Source organism: Clostridium sp. CX1 (assembly GCF_025398335.1).
GTDB classification, from domain to species: domain Bacteria; phylum Bacillota; class Clostridia; order Clostridiales; family Clostridiaceae; genus Clostridium_AM; species Clostridium_AM tanneri.
In genome coordinates this window covers 55,154-72,349 of sequence record NZ_JAODOO010000020.1, presented here as the reverse complement: position 1 = coordinate 72,349, position 17,196 = coordinate 55,154, and the positions used below count along the sequence as shown (strand labels likewise).

General features: G+C 32.7%; 17 protein-coding genes and 1 pseudogene. 12 read left to right on the top strand and 6 right to left on the bottom strand.

All coding sequences use genetic code 11. The features are described 5' to 3' along the window. Positions 1 to 148: 148 nt before the first annotated feature. The 7 genes and pseudogenes from N4T77_RS17805 to N4T77_RS17775 form a co-directional block, all read left to right on the top strand. Positions 149 to 307 carry a hypothetical protein gene (locus tag N4T77_RS17805; protein ID WP_261673206.1) on the top strand — a complete coding sequence of 53 codons (159 nt, stop codon included), beginning with the start codon at positions 149 to 151 and terminating at the stop codon, positions 305 to 307. A gap of 228 nt (positions 308 to 535) precedes the next feature. Continuing rightward, entirely contained in the window at positions 536 to 1,504 is a 969-nt protein-coding gene (locus tag N4T77_RS17800; protein ID WP_261673205.1) for a DUF2087 domain-containing protein, read from the top strand. Positions 1,505 to 1,582: 78 nt separating this feature from the next. Continuing rightward, positions 1,583 to 2,833: an MFS transporter gene (locus tag N4T77_RS17795; protein ID WP_261673204.1), complete on the top strand. Its 1,251-nt coding sequence runs from the start codon at positions 1,583 to 1,585 to the stop codon at positions 2,831 to 2,833. A gap of 161 nt (positions 2,834 to 2,994) precedes the next feature. Continuing rightward, a complete protein-coding gene (locus tag N4T77_RS17790; protein WP_261673203.1) occupies positions 2,995 to 3,741 on the top strand; it encodes a MerR family transcriptional regulator in 747 nt (248 codons plus the stop codon). 168 nt (positions 3,742 to 3,909) lie between these two features. Then, positions 3,910 to 4,146, top strand: a complete 237-nt coding sequence (locus N4T77_RS17785; RefSeq protein WP_261673202.1) for a helix-turn-helix transcriptional regulator — start codon at positions 3,910 to 3,912, stop codon at positions 4,144 to 4,146. After that, positions 4,147 to 4,599, top strand: a complete 453-nt coding sequence (def, locus tag N4T77_RS17780; protein ID WP_261673201.1) for a peptide deformylase — start codon at positions 4,147 to 4,149, stop codon at positions 4,597 to 4,599. Between the two features lie 37 nt (positions 4,600 to 4,636). Beyond that, positions 4,637 to 5,142 (top strand): annotated as a pseudogene (locus N4T77_RS17775) (SPL family radical SAM protein); the annotation flags it as partial. Positions 5,143 to 5,149: 7 nt separating this feature from the next. Here N4T77_RS17775 and N4T77_RS17770 read toward each other — a convergent pair. The 3 genes from N4T77_RS17770 to N4T77_RS17760 form a co-directional block, all read right to left on the bottom strand. After that, positions 5,150 to 5,965, bottom strand: coding sequence for a ZIP family metal transporter (locus N4T77_RS17770; protein WP_261673200.1), 816 nt, complete (start codon positions 5,963 to 5,965; stop codon positions 5,150 to 5,152). Positions 5,966 to 6,134: 169 nt separating this feature from the next. After that, a complete protein-coding gene (locus N4T77_RS17765) occupies positions 6,135 to 7,487 on the bottom strand; it encodes an aspartate aminotransferase family protein (protein WP_261673199.1) in 1,353 nt (450 codons plus the stop codon). Positions 7,488 to 7,703: 216 nt separating this feature from the next. Next, positions 7,704 to 8,255, bottom strand: a complete 552-nt coding sequence (locus N4T77_RS17760) for a helix-turn-helix domain-containing protein (RefSeq protein WP_261673198.1) — start codon at positions 8,253 to 8,255, stop codon at positions 7,704 to 7,706. A gap of 296 nt (positions 8,256 to 8,551) precedes the next feature. Between N4T77_RS17760 and N4T77_RS17755 the strand changes: the two genes are divergently transcribed. From N4T77_RS17755 to N4T77_RS17745, 3 genes are read left to right on the top strand one after another with little or no spacing between them, the layout of a single operon-like run. Further along, positions 8,552 to 10,060 carry a spore germination protein gene (locus tag N4T77_RS17755; protein ID WP_261673197.1) on the top strand — a complete coding sequence of 503 codons (1,509 nt, stop codon included), beginning with the start codon at positions 8,552 to 8,554 and terminating at the stop codon, positions 10,058 to 10,060. After that, positions 10,050 to 11,156 carry a spore germination protein gene (locus N4T77_RS17750; RefSeq protein ID WP_261673196.1) on the top strand — a complete coding sequence of 369 codons (1,107 nt, stop codon included), beginning with the start codon at positions 10,050 to 10,052 and terminating at the stop codon, positions 11,154 to 11,156. The genes N4T77_RS17755 and N4T77_RS17750 overlap by 11 nt, the downstream gene beginning before the upstream one ends. Further along, entirely contained in the window at positions 11,156 to 12,301 is a 1,146-nt protein-coding gene (locus N4T77_RS17745; protein ID WP_261673207.1) for a Ger(x)C family spore germination protein, read from the top strand. Before N4T77_RS17750 ends, N4T77_RS17745 begins: the two co-directional genes overlap by 1 nt. Before the next feature lie 88 nt (positions 12,302 to 12,389). Here N4T77_RS17745 and N4T77_RS17740 read toward each other — a convergent pair whose 3' ends face one another. From N4T77_RS17740 to N4T77_RS17730, 3 genes are all read right to left on the bottom strand, one after another. Next, positions 12,390 to 13,478 carry a GIY-YIG nuclease family protein gene (locus N4T77_RS17740; protein WP_261673195.1) on the bottom strand — a complete coding sequence of 363 codons (1,089 nt, stop codon included), beginning with the start codon at positions 13,476 to 13,478 and terminating at the stop codon, positions 12,390 to 12,392. A 167-nt stretch (positions 13,479 to 13,645) separates the two neighbouring features. Continuing rightward, positions 13,646 to 13,987, bottom strand: coding sequence for a LiaI-LiaF-like domain-containing protein (locus tag N4T77_RS17735; RefSeq protein ID WP_261673194.1), 342 nt, complete (start codon positions 13,985 to 13,987; stop codon positions 13,646 to 13,648). Continuing rightward, complete coding sequence (locus N4T77_RS17730) at positions 13,969 to 14,487, bottom strand: hypothetical protein (RefSeq protein ID WP_261673193.1); 519 nt, start codon at positions 14,485 to 14,487, stop codon at positions 13,969 to 13,971. Before N4T77_RS17730 ends, N4T77_RS17735 begins: the two co-directional genes overlap by 19 nt. A 206-nt stretch (positions 14,488 to 14,693) precedes the next feature. Between N4T77_RS17730 and N4T77_RS17725 the strand changes: the two genes are divergently transcribed. Then, entirely contained in the window at positions 14,694 to 15,068 is a 375-nt protein-coding gene (locus N4T77_RS17725) for a BlaI/MecI/CopY family transcriptional regulator (RefSeq protein WP_261673192.1), read from the top strand. A gap of 11 nt (positions 15,069 to 15,079) precedes the next feature. Beyond that, the gene (locus tag N4T77_RS17720) at positions 15,080 to 17,083 is read left to right on the top strand and encodes a M56 family metallopeptidase (protein ID WP_261673190.1); all 2,004 of its coding nucleotides are present in this window, start codon (positions 15,080 to 15,082) and stop codon (positions 17,081 to 17,083) included. The last annotated feature ends 113 nt before the right edge of the window (positions 17,084 to 17,196 follow it).

Below are 17,196 nucleotides of genomic sequence, written 5' to 3'. Positions count from 1 at the left end.
TATGCTTCTGTTCACTAGATTACTTTTAATGTATTAGATTTAACAATGTGGTATAATTACTAGTAAATGGTACGAGGTTATGAAGAATGTGTTGCAAGTGCAATAGAGTAATCAAAAGATCATTCTATGATTACTGGAGGGAAAACTTTTGAATGGAGTTAAGCATATTTTGTTAGGAATTGCAATAATTTTAATTGGATGCTCTTTCATTATAAGTGAAAAAAGCAGTATGGGCGGATATGGTGAAGTAACTGTTTTGATAATAGGGCTAGCTCAATGTATACGTGGTCTTAAGATGAACGACTGAGCGTTGGGCAATGGTGTAATGTTTATTTATATTTGTGACTGAAACATTCAATTTTAATAGAGCAACTAAAAAGTAATTTATCGGAAACACCACGTTATTCAAAATTGAATTCGTGGTGTTTTTACGTAGTATTTCGAAGATTATGTTTATATATTCAGCGCTTACCGGATTGACATAAACAAATGATAATGTTATTATATCTATAAAATTAATAGATGGGAGATAAAAATGGAGGATATAATTCGTAATGCAACTATAGATGATTTTAAAAGGGGGTATCTTTGGAATATAAGGGAAGCACAATTCGTTTGTTTAATATGTGGTGAGAAAATTAGTGAAAGTGATAATGATGTCAATGCTCATATCATAAAGCATGGAACTCCTATTGAAAGGCTGCTCTTACTAGATAAGAAGTATACTGGGTTGACTGAAATTCAAAAAGAGTTTTTGACAATGGTGTCAAATAGGTATAGTGACAAAGAAATTGCCGCCAAACTTGGATGTACAGAATCTACAGTGAGAAACATGAGATTTGCTTTAAGAGAAAGAGCAAGACAGGCAAGAGCTTTTCTTGCAGTTATGGAATTGGCAGAGGGGAAAGTATCAACGTTAACACCGCCGAAGCTTCGTGTTTTTCCCGCTAGAGAAGGAAAAAGAAAAGAATTATTGCCAAGGTTTGCCGCTTTATTTGAGCCAAATAAAGAATATACGGAAATGGAAGTGAAAAAACTCATTAAAACTATTTACGAAGATGATGCAACTATACGACGATACTTGGTGGATTATGGATATTTAAAGAGAACAAAGGATGGAAGTAAATACTATAAGAATTATAAGGAGAATATGATGGAAAAGATGGACAGAAAAGACCTTATTAATAAATATAAGCAGCAAGAAGTAGAAATGGGAATAATTAAAGTACATAACACAGTTACAGGAGATTCTCTTGTGGATATATGTACAAATTTATATAAGCCTTTTGAGGGAATAAAGTTTAGATTAAATGCAAGAATGTTTAAGTTGAAAAGATTACAAGAGGATTGGAACACTTATGGAGAAAATGCCTTTACCTTTGAAGTGGTGGAAAAGCTAAAAGCGAAGGAAGGCGCTACAGAGAAGGAAAAAATAGAGGATTTAAAGGAATTATTACAGATGTGGATTGACAGTCAAGGAGAGAGTTTGAAGTTGTATAAATAGCAAGATATAAAAAAGTCGAAAATTACTACTGCAAACAGAAAATATTTAACTTATATATTAGTTTCGAGGAGTGATGGGATGGAAAGTTCGTCATCTGCAGATGCAGGTCTTTTTCAAAATCGATTTGTTCAAGTCATTATGATTTCAGGTATTTTACTGCAAATAGGAGTATGGGTTCGTAATTTTGCAATTTTATTATTTGTAATGGAGAAAACACAGAATGATCCCTTTGCGGTTTCAATGATTTCTGTTGCAGAATTTGCGCCAATATTTATTTTTTCTTTTATAGGTGGAACTTATGCAGATCGTTGGAAACCTAAACGTACAATGGTATGGTGTGATTTGTTAAGTGCTGTTTCAGTGTTAGTGGTACTTTTTGCAATAATTTTTGGTACTTGGCAGGCTGTATTTTTCGTAACCTTTATATCAGCCATTTTATCACAATTTTCTCAGCCCTCTTCCATGAAATTATTTAAAATTCATGTACCTGTAGAAAAGTTACAAGTAGGCATGGCTATGTTTCAAACATTGATGGCAATTTTCATGATTATTGGTCCAATGATGGGTACACTTGTATATCAAAGATTTGGTATTAATATTGCAATAGCTGTAATGGCAGTTGCCTTTCTAATGTCTGCAGCTGTATTGACATTTCTTCCAGCTGACGAGAAAGAGAAAGATAAACAATTAAAGTCAAATTTCTGGCGAGAACTAAGTGACGGTTTCCGTTACGTTTGGGAGAGAAAAGTGCTTACTATACTTGGTGGGGTTTTTGCTGCAGCTGGTCTGGCAGTAGGGATTATTCAGCCCCTTGGAATTTTTATTATTGTGGAGAGATTAGGTTTGCCAAAGGAAAACTTACAATGGTTGCTTGCCACCAATGGTGTGGCGATGCTTATAGGCGGCGGCATGCTGTTAAGTTTTTCAAAAAAGATTAGTCCACAAAAACTACTTGCCCTTGGATTGCTTGTTAATAGCATATCAGTTATAGGCATTGGAATATCTAGAAGTTGGGCTATTACCCTTGGGCTTCAGTTTTTTAATGGATTATTCATGCCCTGTATTCATATAGGAACAAACACTTTAATTCTTAAACTTACAGAGGAAGAATTTGTAGGAAGAGTAAATGGGGTTTTAAATCCTCTTTTTATGGGTGCAATGGTAGTTACCATGAGTTTATCAGGATTGCTAAAGATTAAACTCTCTCTAGTAACTATGTATACGGTATCTGGGGTATTATTCTTTTTTGGTGTGCTTTTGGCAGCTCAGCTATTTAATATGGTTAATATAGATAAAGAAGACAAATTTATTTCTAATAGTGGACAATGAAAATTAGTAAGAAATAAAATTAATTAAAACTGAATACATAAAAAGATGCTATCAGTTCAAGGAAATTGATAGCATTTTTTATTTAAGTATATAAAAAATTTTAAAAGTAGTTGACTCTTACCTTAGGTGAGCCATTATCATTATAAATGAGGTGAGGAATTATGCTATATACAGTTAAGGACATTGCAAAGCTAACAGGAGTTACAGTAAAAACTCTTCATCACTATCATAAGATAGGACTATTAGAACCTTGTGATATTAGTGAAGCTGGCTATCGTCTATATGGAATAAATGAATTGGAGCGTTTACAGCAGATATTGTTTTATCGTGAGCTTGATTTCTCACTGAAAGATATCAAAACAGCACTTGAAGATGAACCCAGTCGATTGAGTTGTTTAACAAAACAACAGGAACTGCTTTTTGCGCGCAAGCAGAGACTGGAAGGTTTATTAAAAACTCTTGATGATTCGATTATTCTAACAAGGAAAGGAGAAATTATGGACAAATCAGCAATGTTTCAAGGATTTAATAGAGAGGAGTGGAAGGAGGCCTTAAAGGAGCAGGGTGAGCATCTTAAGGAAAAATATGATTATGATATGATGAAAGAAAATAACTTTGAAGTTGATGAGATGAATGAAAAGGCAAAGGAAGCCCAGAATTTTATGACAAAGGTAGCAGAGGCTTTGAGAGAGGGATGGAAACCAAGGGATGAAAGGCTGCAAAAAATACTAGAGGAGCATATTAGATTCTTAAATAATAATGGTACAGAAGTAGATGCAAAGACTTTTTCAATGCAGACAAGATTCTTTTTAGAAGATGATTTTCATCGTAATATGCTTGAAAGCCAACAAATAGGATTTAGCTACTATCTTTGTATTGCAGCAGAAATGTATGCTGCTGGAAAGTAATAAAGTAATTTAAAAAATGTTTTTTTAGTTATGTAATAAGTATTGAGTAGGAGAGGTAAGTACATCTTATCTCTCCTTTATTTTATATCTATTGTAAGGTTAACTTGACACAAGAGTAAAATATTGCTATATTTATAATGTAAGGTAAACATTACATGGAGGTAAATAATGAAGAATAGGTTAAAAGAATTACGTGAGTCTATGGGGTTAACACAAGAACAGTTAGGCCAACTTGTAGGAGTATCAAGACAAGCAATCAACTCCATTGAAACAGAAAAGTTTGAACCATCTATATGGTTGGCTTATGATATTTGCAAAGTATTTCATAGTACCATAGAGGAAGTTTTTATATTTGAAGAAAGTGAAAGAAAATCAAGAGCACAGCAAAGGAGAGGTGTAGTTTAAATGGCATTAAGACAAATTAGACTTTTTGAGGATGAAATATTAAGAAAAAAGAGTAGAGCAGTTGAAGTAGTAGATGATAAAATAAGACAAATTTTAGATGATATGGCTGATACTATGTATAATACAGAAAATGGTGGAGGCTTAGCGGCTCCTCAGGTAGGTATATTAAAAAGATTAGTTGTGATAGACATGGGACAGGGACTTATAAAGTTAGTAAACCCAAAGATAATTATGCAGGAGGGAACTCAAGAGGTTGTAGAAGGATGTTTAAGTATTCCTAACACTTGGGGGAAGTTAAAAAGGCCTGCAAAGGTAACAGTGGAAGCACTAAATGAAAATGGCGAGAAAATTACCTTAACAGGTACAGGAGATTTAGCAAAATGCTTTTGTCATGAAATAGATCATTTAGAGGGTATACTTTTTACTGATTTAGTTACTGAATATATAAGGTAATACTAGAGCCTAAGGATTGTGAAAGGAATTGGTAGCAATGGACTTTATTCCTACAAAACAGATATTATCACCCTGGAAGAAAAATGATAGTTGGTTTGGAGTAAATTATAATATGAACATATATAAAGATTGTTGTCACCGGTGTATTTATTGTGATTCGAGAAGCGAATGTTATCAAATTAAAGATTTTGATACCGTTCGTGCAAAGGCTAATGCTATTGGAATATTAAATAATGAGCTTAAATCAAAAGGCAAAAAAGGGGTAATTGGAACGGGAGCAATGTCAGATCCCCGTAACCCCTTTGAATCTAAATATAAGCTCACTAGAAGTGCATTAGAACTTATAAAGATGTAACCTCTAAGAGACTTGAAGCAATAAATAAACTTTCTTCTAAGGGAATTTTTGCAGGGATATTATTAATGCCTGTGATACCCTTTATTGAAGATAGTAATGAAAATATTTTACAAATCATAAGATTGGCAAAGGAAAATGGAGCGAAATTTATATATCCTGCTTTCGGAGTAACACTTAGACAAAAGAAGGCTATTTCTAGCCTAAAGCTACATCAAGCATCATCATCACTGCAAAACCAATCATAGCACCAATTGTAGCTACATCTGAAGTGGTATCTTGCTGAGACTCTGGTATCAATTCCTCTACTACTACATATATCATTGCTCCTGCAGCAAAGGATAGAGCATAGGGGAGCATAGGTTTCATAGCTACTACAGCTATTGCGCCTATAACGCCTGCTATTGGCTCTACAATTCCTGACGCCTGCCCATATATAAAGCTTTTAGTCCTGGAAAAACCTTCTCTTCTCAGCGGAATTGAAACTGCAGCACCTTCTGGAAAGTTTTGAATTCCTATTCCTATTGCTAGGGCAACAGCTCCTGCTAAAGATGCTGATGGTAAATCAGCAGCTATAGCCCCAAAGGCTACTCCTACTGCTAAACCTTCTGGTATATTATGAAGAGTTATTGCTAGAACTAATAATACACTTCTTTGCAAACTAGTCTTTACACCTTCAGCTTCTTCTATAGGAGCTCCAATATGAAGGTGAGGTAAAACCTTATCTACCAGCCATAGAAAAGCTCCTCCTGATAAGAAACCAATTACAGCCGGTACCCATGCTACCATATTTGCGTCTTCAGCCATTTCTATGGCAGGTGCTAATAGTGACCAAAAACTTGCCGCTATCATAACTCCAGCAGCAAATCCCAACATTCCATTTAGTATTTTTCTGTTTAATGTTTTGAAAATAAATACTAAGGCAGATCCTAAGGCAGTTACAAACCAGGTAAAAAGAGTTGCACAAAAAGCCTGCATTACTGGAGTTAAATTAGAAAACCAATTAACTAACATAATTAAGCCTCCTTCTGATAATCATTTATGTATCTTTAATATATGCTTATTTCAATTATAGTATTATTAAATGCATATTTTAAGAGGAAATTTGAAATAAATTAAAAGCGATTGGTTAAACCAGCCGCTTTTAATTTATTAGGATCTTAAAATTTAGTATCTTATTAGTTTACCATCCCTTTGCCTCTAGCAAAACTTCATCAGGAATATCTCCTTTTAGATATTCATTTATTGACTCTTCTATAATAGCTACTGCTTTATCAATCTGTTCCTTTGTTATTACAAGTGGAGGTTGAACACGAAGTACGTTATTAGAAAAGAAGGTAAGAATTACACCTTTTTCCCAACAGCGGTAGCATATCTTTGCAGCAGCTTCTCTTGCACGCTCCTTAGTATTCCTGTCAGTAACTAAGTCAACGCCTATACTTAAGCCCATACCACGAACGTCACCAATTATTGAATATTTGTCTTTCATTTCATTGAACCGTACTTTAAGATAATCACCTAATTCTTTAGAACGCTTCATAAGTTCTTCTTCTTTTATTACACTTATAGTAGCAAGAGCAGCACTGCAGCTTACTGGATTAGCCATAGTTGTAAATACATGTGCAGGGGCATCTAAGGATTCCATGATCTCTGATCTTGCAACAATGGCACTCATAGGCATGCCGGATGCTATAGATTTTCCCATTACTATTATATCTGGTTCCACATCAAAATTTTCTATAGCAAACCATTTTCCCGTTCTTCCAAAGCCTTGTTGTATTTCATCAACAACAAAGAGGATACCATTTTTCTTACATAGGTTATATAAGGCATGAACATATTTTTTAGGCGGTACAATTAGTCCTCCATCACCGGCTATAGGTTCCATTACAATTGCTGCCACTTCTTCTGGAGGCAAGTAATTTCTAAACTTATCCTCTAGCTCTTCTAAACATTCTAATTTGCAGCAATCTTCCTTTTTATCAAATTTACAACGGTAACAATCTGGATAATTTATATGATCAATGTCTGGCAATAATGGTCCGATTTTACGACGCATATTTAAACTTATAGCAGAAAGGGAAATAGAACCGTAAGTGGATCCATGGTAGGAACCAACAAAGGAAATTATTTTACTTCTGCCTGTATAGGCTCTAGCAAACTTTATCATCCCATCATTGGAGTCAGAGCCACTTAAGCCGAAGGCAACCTTTTTGCTAAAGTTACCCGGTGTAATTTCTGTAAGTTCCTTAGCTAATTTTACTAGAGCCTCATGATAAACATAGGCTGGGGTATAGTGAATGAATTCTTTTACCTGTTTTATTATAGCATCTACAACTTTTGGATGAGCTTGTCCGGTGTTTAGTGCTGCTGCACTAGATAACATATCAATATATTCATTACCATCAACATCCTTCATTATTGCTCCACTTCCACTTTTTATAACTAAAGGATAATAAGGAACTCTGCAACCAGATGGAATTACTTCACTGTCCTGCTCAACAACACTATGACAACGGATAGTATTTTCTTTCAAAATAAACACCCCCATAAAATATCCACTATTATTAAATATATATTAATAAATTAACTATAGTTTAATAATACTACTAGTTGTAGGAAAATACAACCAATTTTAAGTAATAATTAAAAAAATAAGTATTACTTAAAAACCCTACATTCTTTATTGAAGAATATAGGGTGAAGTCTATGTAGAAAGTAAATATTTATCATTGTTAATATATAGTGAAACTTAGTATATTGGCGGGCAAATATTAGAAATTCCAGTAACTTTCTCAGAAGTTGGATTATAGAATTTATGTGGCATGTTCTCTTTTATATAAATGCTATCTCCACTATTTAAAATATACTTTTCATCTCCTAAGAACAGTTCGATTTTCCCTTCAATAACGAATATACATTCATCTGCGGCATGCAGCATAAATTCATCATTGCTCCAACTCTCAGGTTCTAGTTGAAAATATATAGTTTCCATTTTAATATCTACCTCTTTATCCGATGCCATAGGTGATATAAACTCATAGACCATGCTTGAATTTGGAAGCTCAAGCTTTTTTCGCATAGTAGATTGGATATAAACATTCTGTTTCTTCTCAGTACTTAAAAAAGTATAAATAGGCACTCCTAAAGAAATTGCAATTTTTTTTAGTGATGAAAGAGATGGTTCGGTAATATTTCGCTCAATTTGCGAAATATAACTTGACGTTAACTGAGTCTTCTCAGCCAATTCATTTAATTTTAGACCTTTTTCAAGTCTGATTTCTCTAATCTTAGTTCCTAACAAAATAATACACCTCCCCTTAGATTTTAATTATTGATATGTAAGCCATAAAACTTAAAATAAGTATAGCTAATTACTTTTAAACATTCACAGAAAAGGTAAAGAAAAACAATAATTAAAATTATCCATACCTACTAAAAGTATACTCTAATCAATAAACATTAGTAAAGTAGATACTTATATTAGAAATTAGCAAAGCTTCTTTTGAACCTAATATTACATATAGCCTATCAGTAGTGGCCTAAATTGATGTGAATAAATTACGTTACCTTTCAGATACTAATAAGGGTGATATTACTATGAGTTACAATAATGAAAATACAGAGCAAAAGAGTAATAATTCAGAGTTTAGCAATAAATCTTTACCACCCTATAACGATGCACTAACTCAAATTAATCAATTGACCACGGACAGTCCAGATATAATTAAAAAAAGAGTAGTTTTTAAAGATGGAAAAGAAGGATATGTCATATATCTTAAAGGACTTGTAAATCTAGAATTAATGTTTCAAGTGTTTATAAGGCCTATATTATCTTTAAATTCAGCAGACTTAAATAATAAAGACAATGTAGATAAATTACCTATACCTATGGTGACTTATTACTATGATGTAGCTAAGATAGTTGATGAAATATTTCACGGAGGCACTATTCTCATAGCAGATAGTGTGAACCTGGCAATTGGCGTGTGGTTGAAAACACCGGTAAAAAGGGACATTAGCGAACCTATAGGTGAAAAAAGCATTAAAGGTCCTCATGAAGGGTTTATAGAGGATATTTCAACAAATATTTCACTACTTAGAAGAAACATTAAAAGCAGAAGGTTAAAATTTAAAGTGATTGAAGTAGGAGAAATTACAAAACAAAATGTATATGTGGTATATATTGAGGGAATAGCCAATGGTGAAGTTTTAAATAATCTGTTAAACAGAATAAGAAATATAAATATAGATGCTTTAATTGATACAGGATACATAGAACAGCTTGTTACAGATTTTCCACACTCGACTTTACCACAATATCAATCTACAGAAAGAACAGACAAGGTAATTGCTTCTCTTATGGAGGGAAAGCTTGCAATAATGCTAGATGGAACTCCCACTGTGTCCATAGTACCTGTTAGCTTCTCAGCTTTTTTTCAAGCGCCGGATGACTATAGCTCCAGTTGGATTGCAGGTTTTTTTATAAGATTACTTAGAGGTTTTGCATTGATACTTGCTCTCTTTTTGCCGGCCTTATACATAGCTATTGTAACTTTCCACTATTATGCAATTCCATTAGATTTACTTGTACCTTTGTCTAAAGGAAGAGCAAGAGTTCCCTTTACTCCGATTATGGAAGCTTTATTTATGGAGATTACAATAGAGCTTTTGAGAGAAGCCGCCACTAGACTTCCAACCTATATAGGAACCACTATAGGGGTTGTAGGAGGGCTTGTCATTGGTCAGGCTGCAGTAGAAGCAGGTATAGTAGGACAGCTATTGCTTATTGTAGTTGCAGTTACTGCCATTGCCTCTTATGTAATACCGAATACTGACATGGCTTTAGCGATAAGACTTACCAGATTTGCCTTTATGTTATTAGCTGGAGTTTTTGGAATGATGGGTATTATCATTGGTTCATCAATATTTTTAGCCCATTTATTGGTGCTTGAATCCTTAGGTCAGCCGTACTTTCAGCCAATTACTCCATTTAAAATGAAAGATTTAAAGGATTCCTTTATAAGAATCCCTATGAAAAATTTAAAGAGTAGACCAGATATCGCTAAGCCTTCCGATGTGAAAAGAGGTAAAAAAGGTGGAAAATGATTGGAACAGCATAACATCAAAACAGCTAATAGCATTTATCGTGTCCTCACAGATAGGTATAGGAATTTTAACTTTGCCTTCCACTCTTGCAGAAGATGTAGGTCATGATGGGTGGATTGTAGTTTTGCTAGCAGGAATGCTTTTTAGTACACTAACACTACTTATAATGCTTTTTTTAAGAAGATTTGATGGAAAATCATTGATTGAAATTAATAAAGTAATATATGGTAAGTATTTTTCCTTGATTGTTAGCTTAATATATATTATTTACGTTTACTTTGGAACTATTGTTACCCTCCGCGCTTTCGTGGAAATGGTTAGAATCACCATACTAAAGTTAACACCGATTTTTGCTTTGGTATTGCTCTGTCTAATACCAGAAATTTATTTAGCTTGGTATGGATTAAAGGCAATTTCAAGATTTGGAAATGTTATTTATATAGTATTATTTTCTTCTATAATACTATATTTATTTTCACTATACGACTATAGAATGGATTTTATACTGCCCATAGGAGAAGCTGGTATCCCTGCCATCCTTAAAACCACATTAGCAACTACCATGTCATACCTTGGTCCGGAGCTTGCACTTTTTATATATTCTGATATTAAAGATAAAGATAAGGCTCTTAAGTATGCAGTATTAGGAAACTTTATTACAACCTTATTTTACACAGCCACTGTACTAGTATTAACGCTGTTTTTTGGTGAAGAGATGTTATTAAGACTGGTCTTTCCTCTTTTTAGTTTTTCAAGCTCCCACAGGGTATTTGTTTTTGAGAGACTTGACTTGATATTCGTTTCTCTTTGGATGCCTTCCATGGGAACTACTATGCTGTCCTATTATTTTTGTACTTACTATGGTTTAAGCAAGTTGATGAGAATTCCAATAGGTACCAGAGATATAAATAGTAGTAGAATTGCCCTTTTTATAGGTATCTTGCTGTTAGTTGTACCTTTAAGCCTTCTTCCAAAGACAAGTATAGAAATACGCAACCTGCTTAATATTCTTGGTTATGTTGGGATGGGAGTTATTATATTGACATTAATAAGTTATTTTATATGTTTATTAAGGGCGCGGAGTGGATTAAAGTGATGATACATATGAAAAAGAAAAGGATTAAAAAAATTATTATACTATTATTAATACTACTCTTACCTAATTTATTTACAGGCTGTTGGGACCAGCAGCCAATAGGGCGCCTGAAGATAGATCTTACTATGGGAATGGATATTTCACCGGAAAAACGTCTTCTTATAACCAGGTCAGCACCAGTATATGAAGAAGAAATCAGCAGCAAGTCGGAAATTATCACCGAAGAGGTGAATTCACCACAGCGAAGCAGAGAAGAGTCGAGAGCTACCTCATACAATCTTACAGTAGGTGGGAAACTTCAACAGATTCTTTTTTCTAAAGAGTTAGCTTCAATAGGCATTTCAGATTTAATCGAGGTATCAGAAAGAGATACAGAAAGTTCACCTTTAGCTATGGTTATAGTAGTTGATGGAAGTACCAAGGAGCTTTTAAAAAAGGCTAATGAAATGAAAGATAAGCCAGCACCAGGTTTCTATATAAACAGATTAATAGATAACAATATTAAGAGGGCTAGTATACCTGAAACAAGAGTCCATAATTTTTGCATAGCCTATTTTGCACCAGGAATAGACCCTATTGTTCCTAGAATAAAACTTGAAAGTGATGAAAATATAGGAATAAAGGTAATGGGAAGCGCATTATTTTCAGGAGATAAACTTGTAGGGGAAATAGATATTCGCGATACCGCCATATTATTAGCTATGATGGGTGAGATGAGAAGGTCTGTGTATTCATTTGAAACCTCAAGATCTTTTCTAGAAGGTAACAGGCCTAAGACTGCAAGCTCCTTTTCCATAAATAGAACTAAAAGAAAGATAAAAGTAAGAATGGACAATGGAATTCCCAAGGTTGATATCTCTCTTGATATGAGAGGAAATGTTCAAGAATATCGATGGGGTGGAATAAAGGATAATAAAGACAAAAGTGAACTAGAGAAGCTTGTAGGTGATGAAATCACTGGTATTTGTGAGAAAGTGCTTAAGTATACTCAGGAAGTAGGTAGTGACCCCATAGGTGTAGGCAGTATGATGAGAGCAAAATACGGAGCACAGTGGAAGGAAGACCAGTGGAAGGAAAACTATAAAAAAACTGTGTTTAATGTTAAGGTAAATTATACTATTAAACATCATGGAGTTATTAAGTAAGGTTTTGATGCTAAATGAAGCTGTTTACTTATCTGAAGCCAGCAGAAGTGCTGACCTCAGATAAGTAATATATAAAATTCCCGTGGTGCTATTTGGCATTTAGAAGTAACTTGTCAATGATCCTATCTAAGCTAGTATTATTTGGACAGGTAAGCCATTTATCTGAAACCACGATATACTTGCAGCCGTTAGACTTATTTTTTAAATAGGCATAAATTATTTCAACTTCATCGATTTCATCTTTTTCTATATCTACTGAATTTTTCAGGGTTTCATTATTAAAATAATATAGGATGTTAGTTTTAAAGATAGTTTTCAATTCTGTTAAATCAAAATTCTCTAATTCATATTTTTCAGTAAAAAGCACCTTATTTCCTCTAATGAGAAAAAGTTTCAGGATATCATCACTTAAATGCTCTAATAAAGCAATGTTTTTATTTCCTTCTGTAAATTTAACAATCTTTGCCTTATTTATTAGATAGCTCACTGCACTTAAGTAATCTCTATACTTAGCAGCGTTTTCAAAATCAAATTTTTCTGATGCACTTATCATCTTGCTTTCTATGTCCATAATAATACTTTTATCAGTACCACTTAGTAACTTTATTACCTTGTCCAAAATATCAGTATACTGATTTTTAGGGGCAGTATCTAAACACATGCCAATGCACAGGCCTAAAGAATAATTTAAACAAGATGAGGCTTTTCGCCAGTTATTGCTGCATAGTATTTTATAGTGCTCTTTTATGGCAAGAAGTCCCCGTTCTACTGTACTCTTATTTGTATATGGACCAAAATAAAGGTTTCCATCCCTCTTATCAGCTTCATTAGAGATTTGGATATCAGGATACCTGTCGTTAACTTTTATTTTTATATAGGAATAAGCTTTAGGACTTTTCATTAGTCGATTATATATAGGTTTTATTTCTTTTATCAATTTACATTCTAGCATAAAGGCTTCAAACTCTGTGTCAGTAAGTATATACTCAAAGTCTTTAAGATTTTTAACTAATTTGGCAGTCTTTGGAGAGCGGGAGTTAGAGCTTTGAAAGTAAGAGCCAACTCTATTTTTTAAGTTCTTTGATTTACCCACATAAATTACACTGTTAAGAGAATCTTTCATGAGATATACCCCTGGGGAAGAAGGAAGACTTTTAACTTTTTCTTTTAGGTTCACACTATCTCCTCCAAAAGCTATATAGTAACTAGATTTTATCACGGGACTAACTAGGTATGCAATAAATATAGAATCTTTCTTTTAAGGATAAGGCAGCGATTTACAGTGACCTTTAAAATAGCATGAAAATTTATAAAAGACAACAAAGCAATAATGCAAAGCAGCTACTAAAAAGAGCTGCTTTGCATTATTAAAGAACTGCTCATAGGATAAATATGGTATAAAAGGTTCCCTCCTATTTTGTCAAAAATGCAAGCACTAAAAGAAAAAAGTAAAATTAAAAGGATAAGAAAAAGGCTTTTTCCGTCAAAAACTACTTTACTATTTTCTTTTAATGCAGCTTGGTTGTAGATTAAGATTTCTGAACCTATCATTATTAAGGTAATTGGCCACCACTTTAGAATTTGAAGGCTAACTTCTAGGTTATATAAATTACCTAGGAGGTAGACCAATCCAGTTACTATTAAAAGTATCCCTAAAGATAAAGTTCCTACTCGTCTTCCCCCCATGAGTTCTCATCACCTTTCTCTAAAATAGCCCTATTTTTACTCCTTAGAAGAACAAATCCTATAACTATAAAGAATAGTGAAGTAAAGGCTGATCTTGTAAATCTTATAAATTGATAATCTACATATTGTCCAACAATAGGGAAAATTATATTGTTAACTAGTGCAGCTATTCCTAAGAAGATGAATCCATATCCTAGGTATTTGTAGGCCGTATTTGTTTTAGTAAAATTATTTTCGTAGCCAATACTTGAAAAGATTTTTAAATCGGAGTCAATTAGCGGCTCTTCACCGGAAGCTTTTGATCTTACATCAAAAACGCTATAGAACCATATGATAGGCAGAAATGCTGCAATAAGTTCTATTTCAGTAGAGACACTTATACCAAAAGTTAAGAAAAATAACATCATAAGCTGTATACCATGTTTAGTAAGTCCAAGATACATGTGACCAGCTCCAGGAATAAAAGAAAAGAATATTGCAATTTTTTTAGAATGTTTCAATGTAAAATCCCCCTAATTCGTTTTTAATTTATATTTTTATTCTAGCTATAAAATCTTAAAATAATGTTACTAGATTTCTTAAGATTTTCTTAAAAGCAATTTATATAAGGAAATTAGGATCTATTAAATAAATTGTTATTGACAAAATGGTACTACAAATGTAATCTAATTATATAGACTACATTTGTAAGAAGGGGTGTTATTAATTGAAGGAGTTACCTAAGATATCAGATGCAGAGTGGCAGGTTATGAAAGTAGTGTGGAAAAAGACACCTATTACTTCAAGTGAAATTATTGATGGCTTAAAACAAGACAGCCTATGGAGTTCAAAGACCATACATACACTCATAAGTAGATTAGTTAAAAAAGAGGCACTTGGAGTAGAAAAGAATTCATCACATTATTTATACTATCCACTTGTTTCTGAAGAAGAATGTAAAAGAGAAGAAACAAAATCTTTTTTACAAAAAGTTTATGACGGTTCTATTAATCTTCTGATTTCAAATTTTATAAAAGAAGAGAAACTAACAGAAGAAGAAATTGAAGAGTTGCAGAGTATATTGAATAAAAGTAAGAAATAAGTAGGTGAGATATGAATTTATTAATATTGTTTAAAACAGTAATTTCTTTATCTTTTATGGGAAGTATAGTTGCTTTGTTAATAGTAATGATTAAACAACTATTTAACAATAGATTAAGTGCCAAATGGCACTATTATATTTGGTTTCTTCTTATCCTAAGGCTTATAATACCCTATAACCTGCAAAGCAACTTTAGTATATTTAATTTATTCAGCAGTGCTCAAAGAAGCATTCAATTACTTCAAAATAATATATTAAATAAAGATAACAGTATTAAGGAGCAAGACCACAGTAACGAGAATTTACAAAATAAAGCAATAAATAATGATTCTACGAAAGAGATAAATAGTAATTTGAAGGATAAGGTTACTATAGGAAACTCAATAAACAAGGAAATTTACAAAAATAATACTATGGATATTAGTATTGTAAGTAATAATAGGAGTGCTATTAGCAGTTATTTGGCTGGAATATGGTTTATAGGTATTTTAACTATAATTATATATGTGATAACTGTGAATATGAGGCTTCAAAGGATAGGTGAAAAAGGATCTAAATGGGAAAGGGATAACATAACCCAGCTTTTGCAGCAATGTAAAAAGGAAATGAAAGTAAAAGGAGATATTTCTATTATTATTAATAATGAGAACAAAGCACCTTATCTCTTAGGACTCTTAAAACCTAAAATTTTCATATTCTCAGGAATTATTGATGAATTTTCAATGAAAGAAATAAGATATATATTTCTACATGAACTTGCTCATGTAAAGAGAAAGGATATATTGATAAATTGGACAATTATATTAGTACAAGCAATACACTGGTTTAACCCTGTAATATGGTATGCACTAAACAGAATGAAATTAGACTGCGAAATTGCCTGTGATGAAACGGTTCTAAATAGTATAAGCTTCACAGAACGTATAAGCTACGGTCAGACAATAATAAACTTGACAAAGATGTTTTTTAATAACCGCCTAACTCCAGGAGTAACAGGAATGATAAATAAGTCTGAGTTAAAAAGGAGGATTATCATGATTTCAAAGTTTAGTAAAAAATCAATAAAGAGGACAGTAATCACAATACTAATAACTCTAATTTTAGCTGGAGTAGGGTTAACAAATGCCAATGAGTCCTTTAAAGGATACCTAGGATTAAATAGTTCAAAAGAAAATAAGGAAAAAGGAATATCAAAGGAGGAATCAGAGGTTTTAACCTCAGAGAAACAAAGGGCTATACTTGATAACCTTGACGATTTAATAAAGAAAGATACTAGTACAAATCAATTCATCAAAGTTTTAAATGACAATGTTGCAAAGGTTTCAAAGGAATATGCATCAACAATGATTTTTAAACTGGAAGAAATGCAGAAAAAGAATTTGCCTAAGCTAGAGGAAAGATTCTATAATGATGATATGCAAAGTAAGATTAACAAAATATATAACATTAATTTTAACATAAACAAAATAGACTACATTGAGGACAAAGAACTAAAAGATCTGTTAGTAGAAACAAGAAACGGTGGATATAAAATTGAAACTGCAGAGGGAATGTACTTTCCTGTGTTGGACTATGAGTCTTATAAACAATATAGCCCATATGTAACAGAAGATATTAAGAATTATATACAAATAATGGCTGTTGAATCAAATAAGACTCCTATAAAAGATGCAGCTCTTATGATTAGCTGGGATGAGTTGTTGAAAAGAGCACTGAAACAGGAAGAGTTCATTAGTAAGTACGGGAATTCAGTAAAAATAAATGATGTAAGGCAGCTGTATAAGCAATATATAGTCTTTATCTTATACGGTGCAAATAATACTCCAATTTTTCAATATGATACAAAAGAGTTAGTGCCTGAAGCTAAAATCAGCTACACAAATGCAATAAAAGAAAGTAATAATAGTGAAACTTTAGGGAATATAAAAGGTTTCATTAATATATTGGAAGAAAGTAATTATAAAATTACAGAAAAAGTGGAAAGTTATAGAAAAGGAATATTAGAAAAAATGTAGAAATTAGATATATTTCCAGTTGGTTAGTGGGAACTATAATTTGCTGGGGAGATTATGGTTCCCAGTTAAGTGTGTTTTGATAGGGTAAATTAATCATAGTGAAAATGGAGGGA

Bases quoted from the DNA above. Each gene is read 5' to 3' on its own strand.
- N4T77_RS17800 (WP_261673205.1), top strand. From the start codon at position 536: ATGGAGGATATAATTCGTAATGCAACTATAGATGATTTTAAAAGGGGG.
- N4T77_RS17795 (WP_261673204.1), top strand. From the start codon at position 1,583: ATGGAAAGTTCGTCATCTGCAGATGCAGGTCTTTTTCAAAATCGATTT.
- N4T77_RS17790 (WP_261673203.1), top strand. From the start codon at position 2,995: ATGCTATATACAGTTAAGGACATTGCAAAGCTAACAGGAGTTACAGTA.
- N4T77_RS17785 (WP_261673202.1), top strand. From the start codon at position 3,910: ATGAAGAATAGGTTAAAAGAATTACGTGAGTCTATGGGGTTAACACAA.
- def (WP_261673201.1), top strand. From the start codon at position 4,147: ATGGCATTAAGACAAATTAGACTTTTTGAGGATGAAATATTAAGAAAA.
- N4T77_RS17770 (WP_261673200.1), bottom strand. From the start codon at position 5,965: ATGTTAGTTAATTGGTTTTCTAATTTAACTCCAGTAATGCAGGCTTTT.
- N4T77_RS17755 (WP_261673197.1), top strand. From the start codon at position 8,552: ATGAGTTACAATAATGAAAATACAGAGCAAAAGAGTAATAATTCAGAG.
- N4T77_RS17745 (WP_261673207.1), top strand. From the start codon at position 11,156: ATGATACATATGAAAAAGAAAAGGATTAAAAAAATTATTATACTATTA.
- N4T77_RS17735 (WP_261673194.1), bottom strand. From the start codon at position 13,987: ATGGGGGGAAGACGAGTAGGAACTTTATCTTTAGGGATACTTTTAATA.
- N4T77_RS17720 (WP_261673190.1), top strand. From the start codon at position 15,080: ATGAATTTATTAATATTGTTTAAAACAGTAATTTCTTTATCTTTTATG.